At 58.8% G+C, this 17,443-nt stretch carries 15 protein-coding genes; 5 read left to right on the top strand and 10 right to left on the bottom strand.

All coding sequences use genetic code 11. The features are described 5' to 3' along the window. Positions 1–206: 206 nt before the first annotated feature. The 3 genes from MHY87_RS03455 to MHY87_RS03445 all read left to right on the top strand — a co-directional run bounded on the left by MHY87_RS03455 (position 207) and on the right by MHY87_RS03445 (position 5,172). Positions 207–2,477, top strand: coding sequence for a bifunctional diguanylate cyclase/phosphodiesterase (locus MHY87_RS03455; RefSeq protein ID WP_239349390.1), 2,271 nt, complete (start codon positions 207–209; stop codon positions 2,475–2,477). Between the two features lie 783 nt (positions 2,478–3,260). Continuing rightward, on the top strand, positions 3,261–3,995 hold the full coding sequence (locus tag MHY87_RS03450; protein ID WP_239349388.1) for a TerC family protein: 735 nt from the start codon (positions 3,261–3,263) through the stop codon (positions 3,993–3,995). Between the two features lie 394 nt (positions 3,996–4,389). Next, complete coding sequence (locus MHY87_RS03445; protein WP_239349386.1) at positions 4,390–5,172, top strand: response regulator transcription factor; 783 nt, start codon at positions 4,390–4,392, stop codon at positions 5,170–5,172. Positions 5,173–5,202: 30 nt separating this feature from the next. On the opposite strand, the gene MHY87_RS03440 is transcribed toward MHY87_RS03445, so the two are convergent. Next, positions 5,203–5,391, bottom strand: a complete 189-nt coding sequence (locus MHY87_RS03440) for a hypothetical protein (protein WP_239349384.1) — start codon at positions 5,389–5,391, stop codon at positions 5,203–5,205. 544 nt (positions 5,392–5,935) lie between these two features. Between MHY87_RS03440 and MHY87_RS03435 the strand changes: the two genes are divergently transcribed. Continuing rightward, positions 5,936–6,634 (top strand): response regulator transcription factor, encoded by a 699-nt coding sequence (locus tag MHY87_RS03435; protein WP_239349382.1) that lies wholly within the window; start codon positions 5,936–5,938, stop codon positions 6,632–6,634. Positions 6,635–6,706: 72 nt separating this feature from the next. Here MHY87_RS03435 and MHY87_RS03430 read toward each other — a convergent pair whose 3' ends face one another. The 6 genes from MHY87_RS03430 to MHY87_RS03405 all read right to left on the bottom strand — a co-directional run bounded on the left by MHY87_RS03430 (position 6,707) and on the right by MHY87_RS03405 (position 13,007). Next, positions 6,707–8,347 carry a GMC family oxidoreductase gene (locus tag MHY87_RS03430; RefSeq protein WP_239349380.1) on the bottom strand — a complete coding sequence of 547 codons (1,641 nt, stop codon included), beginning with the start codon at positions 8,345–8,347 and terminating at the stop codon, positions 6,707–6,709. Positions 8,348–8,381: 34 nt separating this feature from the next. After that, a complete protein-coding gene (locus MHY87_RS03425; protein WP_239349378.1) occupies positions 8,382–9,356 on the bottom strand; it encodes a branched-chain amino acid ABC transporter permease in 975 nt (324 codons plus the stop codon). A gap of 4 nt (positions 9,357–9,360) precedes the next feature. After that, the gene (locus MHY87_RS03420) at positions 9,361–10,248 is read right to left on the bottom strand and encodes a branched-chain amino acid ABC transporter permease (protein ID WP_239349376.1); all 888 of its coding nucleotides are present in this window, start codon (positions 10,246–10,248) and stop codon (positions 9,361–9,363) included. A 3-nt stretch (positions 10,249–10,251) separates the two neighbouring features. Then, the gene (locus MHY87_RS03415; RefSeq protein WP_239349374.1) at positions 10,252–10,959 is read right to left on the bottom strand and encodes an ABC transporter ATP-binding protein; all 708 of its coding nucleotides are present in this window, start codon (positions 10,957–10,959) and stop codon (positions 10,252–10,254) included. After that, positions 10,952–11,710 carry an ABC transporter ATP-binding protein gene (locus tag MHY87_RS03410; protein ID WP_239349372.1) on the bottom strand — a complete coding sequence of 253 codons (759 nt, stop codon included), beginning with the start codon at positions 11,708–11,710 and terminating at the stop codon, positions 10,952–10,954. Before MHY87_RS03410 ends, MHY87_RS03415 begins: the two co-directional genes overlap by 8 nt. Before the next feature lie 88 nt (positions 11,711–11,798). Next, a complete protein-coding gene (locus tag MHY87_RS03405) occupies positions 11,799–13,007 on the bottom strand; it encodes an ABC transporter substrate-binding protein (RefSeq protein ID WP_239349370.1) in 1,209 nt (402 codons plus the stop codon). A 290-nt stretch (positions 13,008–13,297) separates the two neighbouring features. Between MHY87_RS03405 and MHY87_RS03400 the strand changes: the two genes are divergently transcribed. Beyond that, a complete protein-coding gene (locus tag MHY87_RS03400) occupies positions 13,298–14,785 on the top strand; it encodes an NAD-dependent succinate-semialdehyde dehydrogenase (RefSeq protein WP_239349368.1) in 1,488 nt (495 codons plus the stop codon). Between the two features lie 36 nt (positions 14,786–14,821). Here MHY87_RS03400 and MHY87_RS03395 read toward each other — a convergent pair whose 3' ends face one another. The 3 genes from MHY87_RS03395 to MHY87_RS03385 are packed head-to-tail and all read right to left on the bottom strand — an operon-like array spanning position 14,822 to position 17,387. After that, positions 14,822–15,664: an endonuclease/exonuclease/phosphatase family protein gene (locus MHY87_RS03395; protein ID WP_239349366.1), complete on the bottom strand. Its 843-nt coding sequence runs from the start codon at positions 15,662–15,664 to the stop codon at positions 14,822–14,824. Continuing rightward, a complete protein-coding gene (locus tag MHY87_RS03390) occupies positions 15,664–16,473 on the bottom strand; it encodes a carbohydrate ABC transporter permease (RefSeq protein WP_239349364.1) in 810 nt (269 codons plus the stop codon). Before MHY87_RS03390 ends, MHY87_RS03395 begins: the two co-directional genes overlap by 1 nt. Further along, positions 16,470–17,387 (bottom strand): carbohydrate ABC transporter permease, encoded by a 918-nt coding sequence (locus MHY87_RS03385; protein ID WP_370644817.1) that lies wholly within the window; start codon positions 17,385–17,387, stop codon positions 16,470–16,472. The genes MHY87_RS03390 and MHY87_RS03385 overlap by 4 nt, the downstream gene beginning before the upstream one ends. Positions 17,388–17,443 lie beyond the last annotated feature (56 nt).

Below are 17,443 nucleotides of genomic sequence, written 5' to 3'. Positions count from 1 at the left end.
TAGTGTCGGCGCATCGCGAAAGGCAGGCAGAAGCTTTTAATGGCAAATGTGCCGAGGCACGGCAATTTCGACGCGAAACGGCTTCGCTTTTTCCAAGAAATGAAATAATGTAATATATATTCACGACTGCGATGCGTGCCATTTTTTGAGGCGCTGAACTCTTGCCCAGATTCTCTTCCCTAGACCAGCTCAACTGGCGGTTCTCCATGCGGGTCTTGCTGCCCGTCGCTTTGAGCACGGCGGCGGCCCTCGCGCTGGCAGCGCTTGCCTTGGCGTGGTCTGTCCGGCAAAGCGATGAGTTCTCGATACAGCGCCAGCAACGCATGACCGAGCGCAGTATCCGCGCGGTTCTCGGTGAATTGGCCAAACAGCAGGAGATGGTCGCCGTCTGGAATGACACGGTCCGACAGCTTAATCAGCACCCTCTCGACGAGAAATGGATCCACGCCAATATTGGCGGCTGGCTGCATCTGACCTTCGATCAGGACAGGACCTACATCCTGAATCCGCAGGATCAACCTGTCGATGTCGTCATCGATGGCACCCGCGTGTCTCTTGATGCGTTCGAGGAAGTGCGAACGAGTTTTCAAGAGCTCATTCGAGGGCTTCGCAACGATGCAGGACAGACGCGCCAGAATAGCTCCAGTCATTTCGCTCCTGGCGCTTACCTGAAGAGCGGCAGGGCCTTGCATGACACGCGCCTGCTGAAGCTCTTGGGAAGACCCGCAGCTGTCAGCGCAATGAAGATCGTCCCTGAAGACGATGATCTCATTCAGGTCCCAGGCAGCGAATTCCTCCTTGTCAGTGTGCGCTTTCTCGATGGCAACTTCCTCACTCATCTGGCCGAGCAGAATCTCATTGAGAGATTGCGTTTCTCGCTGACCAATGAGCCGGGCGAGAACGAGGTTGGGGTTCCTCTTCGATCGGATGAAGGAAAGCACATCGGTTACTTCATATGGAAGCCCGAGCTGCCGGGAACGACGATCCTGCGCACGTTCGGCCCGAGCATCATTGCCGTTTGCGCGCTGCTTATCTGCGTCATGGCTCTTCTTGCCCGCTCGCTCCGGCGTTCGATGTCGAAGCTGAGAAAGGCTGTCATGGAATTACGCGCGAGCGAGGCGCAAGCTCATCATCTGGCCTTCCATGATGTTCTGACGGGCCTTCCCAATCGCGCTATGTTTGATGAGCGGCTTGATCATACCCTTGCGGGTGCCGGCCCCCAGGACAAGCTGGCCATCCTCATGCTCGATCTCGATCGCTTCAAGCATGTAAACGACACATTAGGACACCAGGCAGGCGACTGCGTCGTCCGCGAATTCGGACAAAGACTGTCGCTGCTGCTTCGCGGCAGCGACACGATCGCCCGTCTTGGAGGCGATGAGTTCGCCGTCGTACTGGCGGGCATCGGTGAGCGTGAGGATGTGGAGAGGATCTGTGCGCGCATTCTCGATGCGGTTCACAAACCTTTCGAAATCTCTGGCAAGCAAGCCTTCGTCGGTGTGAGCATCGGTGTCGCTTTGGCGCCCGAAGCCGGTTTGGAGCGCGTGGATCTTATGCGCAAGGCCGATATCGCTCTCTACCAGGCCAAATCCGAAGGCAGAAACTCCTACCGCATTTTTACGGCTGTCATGGACGAGGCGGTAAAGGTGCGAAGCACGATCGAGGAGGAACTGCGCGCCGCCCTCGTCACGGGAAGCGATCTGCGATTGTTCTATCAGCCGCAAGTCGACGTGGATGGGCAATCCATCATCGGTCTCGAAGCGCTCGTGCGATGGCATCATCCAACCCGCGGCATGATTGCGCCGCATCAGTTCATCCCCATCGCGGAAGAAACCGGTCTTATTTCACCCTTGGGGGAATGGGTGCTGCGTCAGGCATGCGTCGCATCAAAGCGTTGGCCGGACCTGACGATTGCCGTCAACCTCTCGCCCATTCAGTTCCGCACGGGGGATCTCGCCCGGCAACTTATCGATATCGTGCATGAGGCTGGAGCCGATCCTCGCCGCATTGAGTTCGAGATTACCGAGAGTCTTTTGCTCGGAGACAGCGACCTATCCCATTCTGCGTTGAAGACTTTGAGGCAGGAAGGATTCAAGATCGCGCTGGATGATTTCGGAACCGGCTATTCCAGTCTCAGCTATCTCCGTCGCTTCGAAGTCGACAAGATCAAGATCGACCGCTCCTTCATCCAGCATCTGGGGCAGCAGGATGAGTCCATGGCGATTGTAACCGCCATAGTCACTCTTTGCCGTGCCATGGGCCTGACGGTCACCGCAGAAGGCGTCGAGACGGAAGACCAGAAGCTCTTTCTGTCACAGACGGGATGCAGCGAGATGCAGGGCTTCCTGTTCTCGGGCGCTCTCCCGGAAGATCAGATCGGGGATCTGCTGACCAGCTTGAAGCGCAGGCTCACATCCCAGGACGATGCTGATCTCGCCTCATTCTCTCAAGGGATCAGACAGGCTGCCCTGGCATAGTGTCGGGCACTGCCGGGGGAACCGGAGTTTGCCTTTAAGCTCTAGTAAGGAGCTTCGGTGAGGCGCGACATGGCTTCAGGGCGCGGGGACGTCAGAATCTGAACCCGTCTTCCATCCGGAAACTCGATCGTCCTGAGGGTCATGACCTGCAGGCCCGCATTCGGCCCGCGCTGGACTCTCTCCGTGCGGGTGCCTTGCAGAGCTGGTCCGGCGAACTCGCGACGTTCAATCGTTTGCCTTGGCCGGCTGGCAGATGCCGTCGCCGAGCGGTTTTGCCGCCGCTCGCGGCGTTCGACCACAGCTTTTCGCGGCGGTGTCTTCACACTTTGCGAGGTATTCGTTGAAGCACTTGGCGAGGATGCCTCTTTTGTCTGCCTCGCCTGTTCCTTGCCTGATACATCCGGTTTGGCAATCGCGCTGGCCCCGGCAGGTTGAGGAGTGGCGGGTTTGCTTTCATTCGCCGCAGGGGCGGGGTGAGGCCGGGATGGGGCCGCTCCGGCTTCAGGAGGAGGATCGACCCAAGGCCGCGGCGATTGAGCATGGCCGGGTGCTGTTGCTGCAAATAGGCCAAAGGCCAAGCTTGTGTATCCCATCCAATGCAGCCGTAATCTCATACCAGCCTCCTCTCCGACGAGAAGGGAACGCTCTCCTTGCCGGGCTTGGTTCCATGAGATCAGGAGTTGTTGATAGGAGCACTAAAGGCAAATGAGAATTGAGGCCTATCTCTTGCTTAAGCTTGATCAAGACAAAACATAAGGGAAGAGATTCACACGAGAGAGGCTTATGGAACAAATCATCGCGTTAACTGCAGATCCGACGGCTTGGGCGGCACTGGCGACCCTCGTCGTCATGGAGGTGGTGCTTGGGATCGACAATCTAATTTTCATCTCGATCCTGACCAACAAGCTGCCCGCACACCAGCAGGCACGTGCCCGTCGCATCGGCATAGGCTTGGCCCTAATCCTTCGGCTGGCTCTCCTGGGAACGATTGCCATCATCGTGCGCCTGACGGATCCGCTGTTCACGGCCTTCGGCCATGGCTTCTCCTGGCGAGACCTCATCCTGATCGCGGGCGGCCTTTTCCTCGTCTGGAAGGCGACCAAAGAGATCCATCACAACGTCGATCCCGATCCGGGTCCCGACATGTTCGACGGCAAGAAGGCTGGGATGAGCTTTGCCTCTGCCATCACGCAGATTCTCATTCTCGACCTTGTATTCTCCATCGACAGCATCATCACTGCAGTCGGCATGACGGAGCATGTGCCGATCATGGTTATCGCGGTGGTTGCCGCTGTCACCGTCATGCTTCTTGCGGCGGACCCGCTGTCGCGGTTCATCCAGGCCAACCCCACCGTCGTCATGCTGGCCCTGAGCTTCCTTTTGATGATCGGTATGACGCTGATCGCAGAAGGCTTCGGCTTCCACGTGCCCAAGGGTTATATCTATGCCGCCATGACCTTCTCGGCCCTCGTGGAGGGGCTGAACATGCTTTCACGTCGAGCGCCGCGGAAGCATTAGCATTCGAGAATTGATGAGCAAAAAGAGAGCAGCCTCACGGGAAGCCTGAGGCTGCTTTTCTATTGCGTAATGCGACAATGAGTTGCGGCCTTATGCCCCCCGAAGATGCTAGCTCCCACTCAATGCCCAAGCCAAAAAGCTCTTGGATTTTTTCTATCCAAAAGAGAGCCCCTAGTGCGGATCTTCGTGCCAAATTGTCTCTTTGCCGCAGCCATCAAGAGAACCTGAATCGGACATAAAAATGAATGACTTCAGTCTTCTGGAATTCGAGAGTTTGCAAAGAGTGCGTCTCTAGATACCCCCTAAGCAGTAACTGATACTCCCTTTGCCTCAGTAGCTCCTATTCAAGCCGTTCGTATAATCGGGGGTAATCTCTGCGAAAAGGTTTCCTCACATGACAAACGCGCTGCAGGTCACGACGATCTTGGGCTGCAAGAATTCCATGCTCCGTGAGGGAATCAAGCACATTCTGTCGAACACCCGATACAAGATTCATCCCGAGGATCTGAGTGGCCGCGGGGCAGCAGTTCCGCAGCTTTACGGAAGTACGTCTTTCCTCTTCATCATCGACAGCAATCTCTACCCGAATGGAATGAGCAACATCGTCAGGGATCTGAAGGTGCAGCATGCCAATGCGCGTGTCGTCATTCTCGCAGACGGATTCGACCTTGAAGGGATGAAGCTCTCGCTTCAAGCCGGAGCAGATGGATATTGCCTCGCGACGACAGGGTGTGAAGCACTGATCAAGTATCTGGACCTTGTGATGCTAGGCGAGATGGTCTTCCCGTCCGCGGCCTTCCTTAATGCCATGTCGCCTTCCGGCGGGGCGATCGTCATGCGCAAGGAGAATGTCCCGATTGCCATGTCTCTCGCGCAGGCAGAGCGTCTCGTCGAGGGCAAGGATTCCGTGATTAGAACATTGTCCAGCCGAGAGGCCGAAATCCTGCAATGTCTGATGGAAGGCGCGCCTAACAAGGTCATCGCACGCAAGCTTGAGGTCGCTGAGGCGACCGTCAAGGTTCACATCAAAGCGATCCTGAGAAAGATCCGTGTCGCCAACCGGACACAAGCGGCCATGTGGGCTGTCAGCCACCTCCCTGGAACTAGCCAGGATGCTGCCTGGATGCAGATGGATGACGGTACGGGAGCGCAGAGCGAGGCATTGAAGGCCTTCTGAAAAGCCTGTCAGCGTGAGTAGAGTGTATTCTCAATGCAGGCTGTGCGTGAGCTTGAGGGAGAAGAGCACCTTGCCGCTTGAATCGGTGGCCTCCAGGCGCCAACGGTCCCAATCGATAAGCTCGTCATCAGCTTCCGCGCGCAATTCAGCGATGGCCTTGAGAGCCTGAGCCCATGCTTGATCCAGATCCCTTACCTCGACACCTTCTTCGTCGATCATCGTCTCGTCGTCGCTAATCAGATTAAAATAGCATCTCATCATCAATTAAGGGCAGGTCAGGATTTTTCAGGGGCGCTATGTTATTTTAGTCCGGCCAAAAAGGTTTTCCATATGTCTCAGCCTCAGGCTGTTTAGACATCGCGCCTGCTCTTTAACTCAAAGCCAATCCTCATGGTACGGAATAAAGCAGCGAATTTAGTCTAAAGTCGACAAACGGCTGGTTATTCGTATCCTTCTTGGAAGTAAGGCGCCATTTCAGCAGAGTTATTTGAAACTATATTTCTATTTTTGATGGGATTTTTTAACAAACTTTTAACAGATGTGAATGGCAAGCCATTGTGGAGAAACGCCGAATAAGCTAATTTCCCTAGAGGAAAGTGCCGAACTACCTCTCGTGCTCGCGCTTTAAGGCCAGAAAGGCAATCCCATGAGGAAGACCTACGATCTTGATGGCTCGTCCCTTCAGAGTGTGCCGCTTACGAGAGACATCGGAACAGCCCGATATCTGGAACTGGCGCGAGCGTCAGAGACATCCCAGGTCCATATGACTCTTGAAGCAACTCCAACCCTCCTCGTTGAATCCAACACGCTCCTCCGTGAAGGCCTACGACGGATCCTGGCGGAGACGGCGTACAACCCTGTTGCGTTGTCATCGAGCCTCGATGAGGTACTTACAGGTTGGGAGTCGGATTCCCCTTCATTCCTCCTGATCATGGACGGCTCGCGCAATCATGCGGAAGCGTGTTCCGATATTAGACAGATCAAGGAGCAATATGCTTCCGCCCGAGTGCTCATGCTGGTGGACCAGTATGACCTGAAGCAGATCATCTCTGCCTTCCAAGCCGGCGCAGACGCTTATCTCGTCAAGTCTGTTTCATGCGAGGTTCTGGTCAAGACCTTGGATCTGGTCATGCTTGGCGAGGTCGTCTTTCCTTCGGCCGTTCTCGAGTTGCTGCACGAGCATGTTCTCCGCCCGAATGGAGATGCCGAGGCTCCGAGCAACGAGAGAGTGCCTGACGGGCAATTTCAGACCAAGGGCCTGTCCGTTCGAGAAACGGTGATCTTGCGCTGCCTCATGGACGGCGATTCAAATAAGCTGATCGCGCGCAAGTTCGACATCACAGAGGCGACCGTCAAGGTTCACGTCAAAGCAATCCTGCGCAAGATTCACGCGAAGAACAGAACACAGGCTGCCATCTGGGCGGCAAGCCACCTGCCTGCGGAAGGGCAGATGTCGGCCTGAGGCAAAGCTCACGCTAGCCTCGGGTGCGCGTGAGCTAAGATCAAAGACATTCTTGCGCGCGATACGCCAGTCTCAGGCTGATTTCCTGATGACTTCCACATGCCGCGCATGATCCTCAAGGATCATGGACGCGCCCTTATCGGCAATCATAAGCGTCGGTGAGTTGGTATTGCCGCTCGTGATCGTCGGCATGACGGAGGCATCGATCACGCGAAGACCCTCAACGCCCCGTACCCGAAGGCGTTCGTCCGTGACCGCCATGGGATCGCTCTCGATGCCCATTTTCGCCGTGCCCACGGGATGGAAAATGGTCGTGCCGATGTCTCGAGCGCCGTTGAGAAGCTCGTCATGCGACTTCAGATGAGCGCCGGGTTTGTATTCCTCCGGCCGGTACTTCTGGAGCGATGGCATTGAGACGATGTGGCGAACCAGGTGCAGCGAATCCACGGCAACCTGCTGATCCTCCGGCGTCGATAGGTAATTGGGCCGGATGAAAGGTGCATCGCCGGCTTTGTCGCTGCGAATCCGGATGCTGCCGCGGCTCGTGGGCCTCAAGTTGCAGACGCTCGCCGTGAAAGCAGGGAAGGGATGTGGGTCCTCCCCGAACTTGTCGAGAGACAGGGGCTGGATGTGGAATTGAAGGTTGGGGGTGGCATAGTCCGGAGAGGACCGCGTGAACGCGCCCAGCTGGGAGGGCGCCATGGTCAGCGGACCGCGCCGGAACAAGGCGTATTCGAGGGCCATGTAGCCCTTCTTCATAAACGATCGGTAATCCTCGTTGAGCGTACGCACACCGTGGACTTTGTAGATCGGTCGCAATTGAAGATGATCCTGCAAGTTCTCGCCAACGCCCGGCAGGTGCTGAAGCACGGGGATCCCATGCTGTTGCAGGAGGTGGCCATCGCCAATGCCGGAGAGCTGCAGGATCTGCGGGGATGCTACCGCGCCGGCCGACAGAACGACCTCCTTGCGCGCATGAATGCGCCTTAGACTGCCGTTCTGTAGAATCTCGACGCCGACGGCCCGCTTGCCCTCAAAAAGTATGCGCGTGACATGCGCATTGAGCTCGAGCTTCAGGTTTTGACGCGACAGAGCAGGCTTCAGAAAACCCCGCGCCGCCGACCAGCGGCGGCCGCTCTTCTGGTTGACGTGAAAGTAGGAGATACCCTCGTTGCTGCCTGTATTGAAGTCGTTGGTGCGGGGAATGCCGGCCTCAACCGCAGCCTCAATGAAGGTGTCGAGAATATCCCAGCGCGTGCGCGGCGCTTCGACGCGCCATTCGCCGCCTGCCCCATGATGCTCGCCTGCGCCGAGATAATGATCGAGGTGCTGACGAAAGATTGTCCTGACATCATCCCAGCCCCAGCCCTTCAGACCCATCTGGCGCCAGTTGTCGTAATCCTCGCGCTGGCCACGCATGTAGACCATGGCGTTGATGGCCGAGCAGCCGCCCAGCACCTTGCCGCGTGGGTAATTCAGGATGCGCCCGTTGAGGCCGGGCTCGCTCTCGGTCTTGAACATCCAGTCGGCGCGCGGATTGCCGATGGCGAACAAATAGCCGACCGGGATGTGGTACCAGATCCAATTGTCCTTTCCACCAGCCTCCAGCAAGCAAACGGAATTGGTGGAATCCTTGGAGAGGCGGTTCGCTAGAACGCAGCCTGCCGAACCTCCACCAATGATGACGTAGTCGAATGTGTTGCTATCGGACATGACACGCCTCAATCGATAGCCAAGGGTATCGTCGTCAGATCGTGCCCTTGGGCTTGCGCTTCATGAGTTCCAAAATCTCGCCCACGATGCCCCGGCGGAACAGCAGCACGCATATGACGAAGATGATGCCGATCAGAACGGTGACAGGGAATTGGGACGAAGCGAGATAGTTCTGCAGGGCGATGACAAGGCCCGCGCCGACCATGGGCCCGATCATGGTGCCGATGCCGCCGAGCAGGGTCATGAGAATGACCTCGCCCGACATCTGCCATTGCACGTCGGTCAGCGTCGCAAACTGGAACACGATTGCCTTCGTGCCTCCGGCAAGGCCCGCGAGAGCGGCGGACATGACGAACGCGCCGAGCTTGTAGCGGTCGACCCTGTAACCAAGGGAAACGGCGCGGCGCTCGTTCTCGCGAATGGCCTTCAGAATGTTGCCGAAAGGCGAGTTCACGATGCGCCAGATGGCAAAGACACCGAATAGGAAGATCGCAAGCGTCACATAATACATCGCCAGGGGCTGGCTGAGATCGACGATGCCGAGCAGATGCCCTCGCGGCACGCCCTGAATGCCGTCCTCACCATGGGTGAAAGGCACCTGCAGGCAGATGAAGGCGAACATCTGCGATAGAGCCAGGGTGATCATGGCGAAGTAGATACCCTGGCGGCGAATGGCGATGAAGCCGATAATGAGCCCCATCGCGGCAGCACCGGCCGCGCCGAAAAGAATACCTGTCAGCGGCTCCCAGCCCCACACCTTGACCGCGTGCGCGGTGTAATAGGCAGCGCCGCCGAAAAAGGCGGCATGGCCGAAGGAGAGAAGGCCGACATAGCCGATGAGCAGGTTGAACGCGCAGGCGAACAACGCGAAGCACAGAATGCTCATCAGGAATTCGGGATAGAGGAAGAACGGAGCAGCGAGCAGGCCGGCGAGGGCGACCGCGCCCAGAACGAGCGAGGTGGTTCGCAGCTTGGGCTGCTCCGCGAGATACTGAGTTCCGACAGCCATGATGTTACTCCTCCCGCCCGAAGAGACCTGCCGGCCTGACGAGCAGAACGATGGCCATGATCACAAAGATAACAATGCTTGAGGCTTCCGGATAGAAGACCTTTGTCAGGCCTTCCAAAACACCGAGCACGTAGCCGGTCACGATGGCGCCGAGGATAGACCCCATGCCACCGACGACGACCACGGCAAAGACGATGATGATGAGGTTCGAGCCCATAAGCGGACTGACCTGATAGATAGGAGCAGCCAGAACGCCCGCAAGCGCGGCAAGGGCAGCCCCTAGGCCATAGGTGAGAGTGAGAAGCAGCGGCACGTTCACGCCGAAAGACTGAACAAGCGTGGCATTTTCCGTGGCCGCGCGCAGGTAAGCGCCAAGCCGCGTCTTCTCGATCAGCAGCCACGTGCCGATGCACACGAACAGGGAGGCGACGACCACCCAGCCGCGATAGATCGGCATGAACATGAAGCCGAGATTGAGTGCGCCGGTGAGCTGGGCCGGAGGCGCATAGGGCTTTCCGGCAGCGCCGAACCAGTGGCGGAAGGCGCCTTCGAGAATGAGCGCCAGACCGAATGTCAGCAGAAGGCCGTAGAGAGGATCCAGGCCGTAAAGGCGGCGCAGCATGAAGCGCTCGATGACGATCGCCACCGCGCCGACGATCAGGGGGGCGAGAACGAGAGACAGCCAATAGCCGATGCCCAGATAGGTCAGCAGGAGATACGCGGCGAAAGCGCCGAGCATGTACTGCGCGCCATGCGCGAAATTGATCACCCGCAACAGGCCGAAGATCACGGCGAGGCCGAGGCTGAGCATGGCGTAGAAGGAGCCGTTGATGAGGCCGATGAGAATCTGCCCGTAGAGGGCGGGGGTGGGAATGCCGAAAATCGTGCTCATGCGTTACACTCCCAGCACTTCGTGGAGTTCGTCCATGCGCGCATCGAGCTCATGACCTGGGAAGGAATTGACCATGCGTCCGTCTTCCATAAGGTAGAAACGGTCCGCGACTTTCTTGGCGAAACGGAAATTCTGCTCCACGAGCAGGATCGTCATGCCGCGTTTCTTCAATTCCACCAGCACATCGCCGATGCGTTGAATGATGACGGGAGCAAGACCCTCTGTCGGCTCGTCGAGCAGGATGATCCGTGCGCCGGTGCGCAGAATGCGCGCAATCGCCAGCATCTGTTGCTCGCCGCCGGAAAGCTTCGTACCCTGGCTTGAGCGACGCTCGTGCAGGTTGGGGAAGAGCGTGTAGATCTCTTCCATGCTCATGCCGCCGTCCGAGACGTTCGGCGGAAGCACCAGATTCTCGGCCACGTTGAGGCTGGCGAAGATACCGCGCTCCTCGGGCACATAGCCGATGCCCGCCTGCGCCACTTTGTGCAGGGGAAGGCTAAGCAGATCCTTGCCGCGCAGGCGGATCACGCCCTGTCGGCGGCGCAGGATTCCCATGATGGCGCGCAGCGTCGTCGTCTTGCCCGCGCCGTTGCGGCCGAGAAGCGTCACGGTCTCGCCTTCATGGATGTCGAGATCGACGCCGTGAAGAACGTGGCTTTCTCCGTACCAGGCGTTCAGCCCGCGAACTTCCAGGAGAGGCGCGTTACTCATGCTCGGTCCCCATATAGGCTTCACGCACGCGCGGATCGGCGCTGACGGTGACATAGGATCCGTCGGAGAGAATCTCGCCACGGGCGAGAACCGTGACGCGATCGCACAGATCAGCCACCACATTCAGGTTGTGCTCCACCATGAGCACGGTTCGGTTCTTGGCGACTCGCCGGATCAGGTCGGCGATGCGTCCGATGTCTTCATGCCCCATGCCGGCCATAGGCTCGTCGAGAAGCAGCATGGCGGGATCGAGAGCAAGAGTCGTGGCGATTTCGAGCGCGCGCTTGCGGCCGTAGGATAATTCCGAAGCGTTCAGATGTGCATAAGCCGAGAGATTGACTGCATCGATCAGCTCCAGCGCACGCTCGTCGAGCGACGAAAGGCTGCTGGAGGGAAGCCAGAACTGGGTGGCAAGGCCTTTCGGGCGCTGCAGCGCCACGCGTACATTGTCGAGAACCGACAGATGCGGAAACACGGCAGAGATCTGGAACGAACGTACGAGGCCGAGCCGCGCCACTTCGGCGGGCTTTAGGCCGGTGATGTCATTGCCACGAAAGCTGATCTGCCCGCGCGTCGGCGTGAGAAACTTTGTGAGAAGGTTGAAGACCGTGGTCTTGCCGGCGCCGTTCGGACCGATCAAGGCATGGATCGTTCCTTCGTTGACGGACAACGTCACGTCTTTCACCGCGACGAAGCCGCGAAATTCCATGGTGAGGCCTGTGGCGCTCAAAATCGGTTGAGTACTGACCATATGGCGGCTGTCGATCCCGAACGATGAAGAGTTGAGAATGAAAGGGCGAGGGCGGCGCAAACCGTCCTCGCCCATTGCATGTTTCAGATTACTGCGTGAGCTGGCAGCCGCTGTCGGCGGCCTTCATGTAGGCCTGATCGCCGGGAATCGTGGCGAGCTGCTTGTACATGTCCCATTCGCTCTTGCTCTCATCGGGCTTCTTCACCTGGAAGAGATACATGTCGTAGACCATGCGGCCGTTGGGGAGCACCTTGCCGTTCTTGGTGAAAGCGTCCTGAACCGGCATTTCATGCAGCGCCTTGGCAACCGCTTCGGTCTCGTCCGTGCCGGTCTTCTGAACGGCCTTCAGGTACTGCATGACAGTGGAATAGGTGCCCATATGGATCATGTTGGGCATCTTGCCGGTCTTGGCCTGGAAACGCTTGGCGAAGGCGCGGTTCTCATCGTTCTGGTCCCAATACCAGCCCTCAGTCAGCGTCAGGCCCTGCGCGGCCTGAAGGCCCAGACCTTTCACTTCGGCGAGCGTAAAGAGCAGGGCTGCAAGACGAGTGCCGTTCTGGGTGATGCCGAACTCGGCCGCCTGCTTGATGGCGTTGGCGGTGTCGAGGCCCGCATTCGCCATGCCGATCACGTTGGCACCGGAGCTTTGAGCCTGCAGCAAGAACGACGAATAATCGGTCGCGGCCAGCGGATGACGCACGGAGCCGACGACCTGACCTCCCTTCGACTTCACGAACTTGGAAGTCTGCTCTTCAAGAGAGTAACCGAAGGCATAGTCGGCAGTGAGGAAGAACCACTTATTGCCGCCGTTCTCCACGAGCGCGCCGCCCGTGCCGACGGCCAGGGCATGCGTGTCGTAGGCCCAATGGAAGCCATAAGGCGAGCACTGCTTGCCGGTGAGATCGGTCGTTGCCGCACCGGTGGTCATGGTGATCTTCTTTTTCTCTTTCGAGAGGCCCTGGACCGCGAGCGCAACGGAGGAGGTGGTCAGCTCCATGATGGCATCGACCTTGTCAGCGTCGTACCACTGGCGGGCGACGCTGGAGGCCACGTCGGGCTTGTTCTGGTGATCGGCGTTCACGATCTCGATATTGGCGCCGAGAACCTTGCCGCCGAAATCCTCAACGGCCATCTGGGCGGCGGCAACGGAAGATTTTCCGCCGAAATCCGCATAGACGCCTGATTGATCGTTCAGAATGCCGATCTTCACCACGTTGTCGGAGACTTTCTGGGCGTAAGCTGCCTGTGCCGCCACGGTGCAGCTTAAGGCGAACAGAATTGGCTTGAGAACTCGCATCGTCTTCCTTCCCATTGTTGTCGGAAAGGCAGGTTGGTCCTGCCACATATCGGACCGCATGGTGGAACCCCCCATGAAGCCGGTCAAGACAAGGTAACGGCACCGTACGCCTTAGCAATGCGAGGATGCTTCATCCTTAAGTCGCACCCATTTATTCCAGACAGAGTCTGTACAGGCTTGGCAGTGCCGCTATCTGCGGCAACCCAGACCGGCGTGCAGAGCAGTGTGCAGCCCGGCCGCGAGCACCTATATCCCCCTCACCCTTTTCATCATCCAGGCTGGAGTTCTCCATGACCGCTCATAATCCCCCGGAGCGCCGCATCCCCGATCTGAAGGATGCGTCTTTGCTGGTGTCGCAAGCCTATGTGGCGGGCGAGTGGGTCGATGCTTCCGGCGGCAAGACCATCCCCGTCAACGATCCCTTCGATGGCGCGCTCATCGCTCATGTGCCCGATCTCGGCGCCGATGCTGCCCGCCGGGCCATCGACAAGGCTCATGAGATGCAGAAGGCTTGGGCCAAGCGCCCCGCCAAGGAGCGCAGCCAGATCCTGAAGAAGTGGTACGACCTCATCATCGAGAATGCCGACGACCTGGCGCTCATCCTCACCACGGAGCAGGGAAAGCCGCTGGCGGAGGCCAAGGGCGAGGTGATCTCGAACGCCGCCTATATCGAGTGGTTCGCGGAAGAGGCCAAGCGCATCGACGGCGATATCATTCCCGGCGCCAATGCGGGCCAGCGCATCCTCGTGCTCAAGCAGCCGGTGGGTGTGTGTGCCGCGATCACGCCCTGGAACTTCCCGAATGGCATGATCACTCGCAAGGTCGGTCCTGCACTGGCTGCGGGCTGCACCATGGTGCTCAAGCCCGCGGCGCAAACGCCGCTCTCGGCGCTGGCACTCGCGGTGCTGGCCGAGCGGGCAGGGGTGCCGAAGGGTGCGTTCTCGGTGGTCACTACCAGCGAGGCCAAACCCATCGGCGAGGAATTCTGCCACAATCCGAAGGTCGCCAAGATCACGTTCACCGGCTCCACCAATGTGGGCCGCTGGCTGATGCGTGAGGCAGGCGACAGCATCAAGCGCCTCTCCCTGGAGCTCGGAGGCAACGCGCCCTTCATCGTGTTCGACGATGCGGATCTCGATGCGGCGGTGGATGGAGCAACCGCCTCGAAATTCCGCAATGCCGGCCAGACCTGCGTATGCGCCAACCGCATCTATGTGCAGGAGAGCGTGGCGGAAGCCTTCGCCACAAAGCTAGCGGCGAAGGCCAAAGGCCTCAAGCTCGGCCACGGTACGGAAGAAGGCGTGACCATGGGCCCGCTGATCGACGACCGCGCCGTGGCAAAGATGGAAGACCATGTAGCCGATGCCCTCTCCAAGGGCGGCAAGGTGCTGGTGGGCGGCAAGCGCTCGGATCTCGGTAGCACGTTCTTCGAGCCTACGGTGATGACGGGCATTAACCAGAGCATGAAGGTGACGAAGGAAGAAACCTTCGCGCCGCTCGCCCCGATCATCACGTTCAAGGACGAAGCGGACGTGATCGCCATGGCCAACGACACGGAGTTCGGTTTGGCGTCCTATTTCTACGCCAAGGACATGGCCCGCGTTTGGCGTGTGGCGGAGGCTCTGGAGAGCGGGATGGTGGGCGTGAACACGCCCGCACTCGCCAACGAGATGGCGCCGTTCGGCGGGATCAAGCAATCGGGCTTGGGCCGTGAAGGCTCCAAATACGGAATCGAGGGCTTCCTCGAAATCAAATATGTCTGCCTTGCAGGCATCTAATGAAGAAAGCCGGGCTCCTTGAAGCCCGGCTTTTCTTTAGGCGCGGAGAGTGATTGCAACCGGCTGATGGTCGGATGCCGTCGTTTCCACATCGACGCGCAAATCGGTGATCCGATCCGCCAAATTTTCCGATACGAAGATGTAGTCGCGGCAATGTGGGCCCTGTGGCCATTGCTTGAAATCAGCAACTCCCGTCGTCGGCGCATGCGGAGCATCGCCGTGCTGAATCGCCCAAGCATCCACGAAGGTTGGAATACCTGATGCGAAGGGCTTGCGCATCTCGGCGTGAAGCGGATCGTCGGGGCCAAGATTGAAGTCGCCGCACACGATGGCGCCGACCGGCGCGGGAAGCGTGCGGTAAGGGCCTGCCGACGTGTCGCGATGGCTGAGCCTCATGCGCTTCTCGTGGTTCTCGTGCACCATGCGCATGTGCTCGACCTGCGCCTGCCGATGCTCGAAAGCGTGATATTCGAGATGGCAAGTGGTGACGCGCACGGGCCCGAAGCTCGTTGAAACGATCACTTCAAGAGCTTGGCGCTGCATGCTCCGGCATTCGGTCGCAGGCCATGGCAGCATATGGCTCGTGATCTCCAGCACGGGCAGACGCGACAGGATCATGTTGCCGAAGACCTGGCGGTGTCCTTCTTCGTCGCGCCGCTCGACGGCAGGGCGGAAGATTGGCGTGTAACCGGGTAGGAGATCGCTCAGGATTGCAGGCTGGTCCTCTCCGCCATCATGGGGTGCGAAGCCATGCGAGATTTCCTGGAAGCAAAAGACATCCGCGTCGCTCAACGCTTTCGCCGTTTCGACGATGCGGTTGAGATCGACCTTGCCGTCGCAGCCGAGGCCCCATTGGACATTCCAAGTGACGAGCTTCATCAGCGGATGCCTGCCCGCATGAAGGACTGAACGAACTGCCTCTGAAAAAGGAGGAAAGCAAGAAGCAGCGGCGCCATGGTCATGACGGTGGCCGCCGTGATCACCGACCAATCGACGCCGGTCTCAGGCGCTCCGAAGACCGCAAGACCCACGGTAAGAGGGCGGCTTTCGACCGAATTAGTAACGATGAGCGGCCAGAGGAAATTGTTCCAGTGATAGCTCACGGAGACGAGACCAAAGGCGATGTAGGTCGTCTTGCCGAGCGGCACGAAGACGCGCCACAGGACGCCGAACGAAGAGGCCCCTTCCACGCGCGCAGCGTCCACCAGTTCGTTGGGCACGCCCTTGAAGGTCTGGCGCAGCAGGAAGATGCCGAAGGCCGAGGCGATGTAGGGAAGGCCGATGGCGGGGATCGTGTCGAGCAGGTTCAATGTGCTGATGACGCGGTAATTCTCCACGATCAGCACGTCCGGCATGATCATTAGCTGAACGAGCACAAGCGCAAACAGCACATCGCGCCCGAAGAACTTGAAGCGAGCGAAGGCGTAGGCCGCGAGTGTGGCAATCACGAGCTGGCAGGCCAGCACCATGGTCACCAACATCAGGGTGTTCAGGTAATAGCGGGCGAACGGCGCCTGGTTCCAGGCCTTGACGAAGTTGTCGAGGGTCAGCGGGGCGGTGATGTCGAAGCGCGTTGCGTACTCTGATGGGTGGAAAGCGCTCCACAGGCTGTAAGCCAGCGGAAGCAGCCACAGAAGTGCGAGTACCCAGGCGGCGATGGTTTCGACCGAATGATCTTTCTGTCTCATTGGTAGTGAATCCTGCGGTCGAGATAGACGAACTTGGTGAGGGCGACGCCGGCTAGGATCGCGATCAGCGTCACCGTCAGCGTGGCAGCGAAAGCGGTATCCTGGAAGGTGAAGGCGACTTCGTAGATGTAGTAGAGCAGGAGCGAGCTTGCGTTGTTCGGCCCGCCCTTGGTCATGATGACGAGCTGATCGACGAGCTTGAAGGAATTGATGAGCGCATTGATCGAAATGAACAGGGTCGTGGGCATAAGAAGAGGCAACGTCACGCGGCGGAAGAAATACCACCGGCTCGCGCCTTCGACCTCTGCGGCTTCCTTCAACTCGGGCGGAATGGTCTGCAAGGCCGCGAGATAGAAGATCATGAAGAAGCCGGCTTCCTTCCACACCACCATGACGGCAAGGCAGGTCATGACGGTGGAGGGATCGCCGAGCCAGTTATGCCCCGAGAAGCCGAAGCTCTTCAGAACCTGATCGAGCAGGCCATAGCCGGGCGTGTAGAAGAACAGCCAGATATTGGCGACCGCGATCATCGGCAGAACGGTCGGCGTGAAGAAGGCGAGGCGCAGGAATGAGCGTCCGGCCATCTTCTTGTCCACCCACACGGCCATCAGGAGTGCGAGCGCGATGCTGGTCGGCACGGTGGCGAGTGCGAAGACGATGTTGTTGCGCAGCACCTGCCAGAAGACATCGTCTTCCAGCATGTAGGTGTAGTTTTCCAGGCCGACGAATGTGGAGCCACCGCCCCGGCCCAGCGAGAAGAAGCTGTGATAGAGCGTGGCGAGGATCGGGTAATGGGTGAAGGTCGCCAGGAGAACGACGGCGGGCAGCAGAAGCAGCCAGGCATTGACGTTCGTCATCCAATTCCTGCGCCTAAGGGCTTTCGGCTCGGCGGCGCTCATGACGGCGGATACCATCGCATTCTCCTGCGGGATCGGACGATATGCTGCGGCGGAAGGCTCCGCCGCAGCAC

Origin of the sequence: Microvirga sp. ACRRW (genome assembly GCF_022346925.1) — a bacterium.
Lineage (GTDB): Bacteria > Pseudomonadota > Alphaproteobacteria > Rhizobiales > Beijerinckiaceae > Microvirga.
This window is presented reverse-complemented; position numbering and strand designations above follow the sequence as displayed.

Bases quoted from the DNA above. Each gene is read 5' to 3' on its own strand.
- MHY87_RS03390 (WP_239349364.1), bottom strand. From the start codon at position 16,473: ATGAGACAGAAAGATCATTCGGTCGAAACCATCGCCGCCTGGGTACTC.
- MHY87_RS03410 (WP_239349372.1), bottom strand. From the start codon at position 11,710: ATGGTCAGTACTCAACCGATTTTGAGCGCCACAGGCCTCACCATGGAA.
- MHY87_RS03420 (WP_239349376.1), bottom strand. From the start codon at position 10,248: ATGAGCACGATTTTCGGCATTCCCACCCCCGCCCTCTACGGGCAGATT.
- MHY87_RS03400 (WP_239349368.1), top strand. From the start codon at position 13,298: ATGACCGCTCATAATCCCCCGGAGCGCCGCATCCCCGATCTGAAGGAT.
- MHY87_RS03430 (WP_239349380.1), bottom strand. From the start codon at position 8,347: ATGTCCGATAGCAACACATTCGACTACGTCATCATTGGTGGAGGTTCG.
- MHY87_RS03425 (WP_239349378.1), bottom strand. From the start codon at position 9,356: ATGGCTGTCGGAACTCAGTATCTCGCGGAGCAGCCCAAGCTGCGAACC.
- MHY87_RS03440 (WP_239349384.1), bottom strand. From the start codon at position 5,391: ATGATCGACGAAGAAGGTGTCGAGGTAAGGGATCTGGATCAAGCATGG.
- MHY87_RS03450 (WP_239349388.1), top strand. From the start codon at position 3,261: ATGGAACAAATCATCGCGTTAACTGCAGATCCGACGGCTTGGGCGGCA.
- MHY87_RS03445 (WP_239349386.1), top strand. From the start codon at position 4,390: ATGACAAACGCGCTGCAGGTCACGACGATCTTGGGCTGCAAGAATTCC.
- MHY87_RS03395 (WP_239349366.1), bottom strand. From the start codon at position 15,664: ATGAAGCTCGTCACTTGGAATGTCCAATGGGGCCTCGGCTGCGACGGC.
- MHY87_RS03405 (WP_239349370.1), bottom strand. From the start codon at position 13,007: ATGCGAGTTCTCAAGCCAATTCTGTTCGCCTTAAGCTGCACCGTGGCG.
- MHY87_RS03415 (WP_239349374.1), bottom strand. From the start codon at position 10,959: ATGAGTAACGCGCCTCTCCTGGAAGTTCGCGGGCTGAACGCCTGGTAC.
- MHY87_RS03385 (WP_370644817.1), bottom strand. From the start codon at position 17,387: ATGGTATCCGCCGTCATGAGCGCCGCCGAGCCGAAAGCCCTTAGGCGC.
- MHY87_RS03435 (WP_239349382.1), top strand. From the start codon at position 5,936: ATGACTCTTGAAGCAACTCCAACCCTCCTCGTTGAATCCAACACGCTC.
- MHY87_RS03455 (WP_239349390.1), top strand. From the start codon at position 207: ATGCGGGTCTTGCTGCCCGTCGCTTTGAGCACGGCGGCGGCCCTCGCG.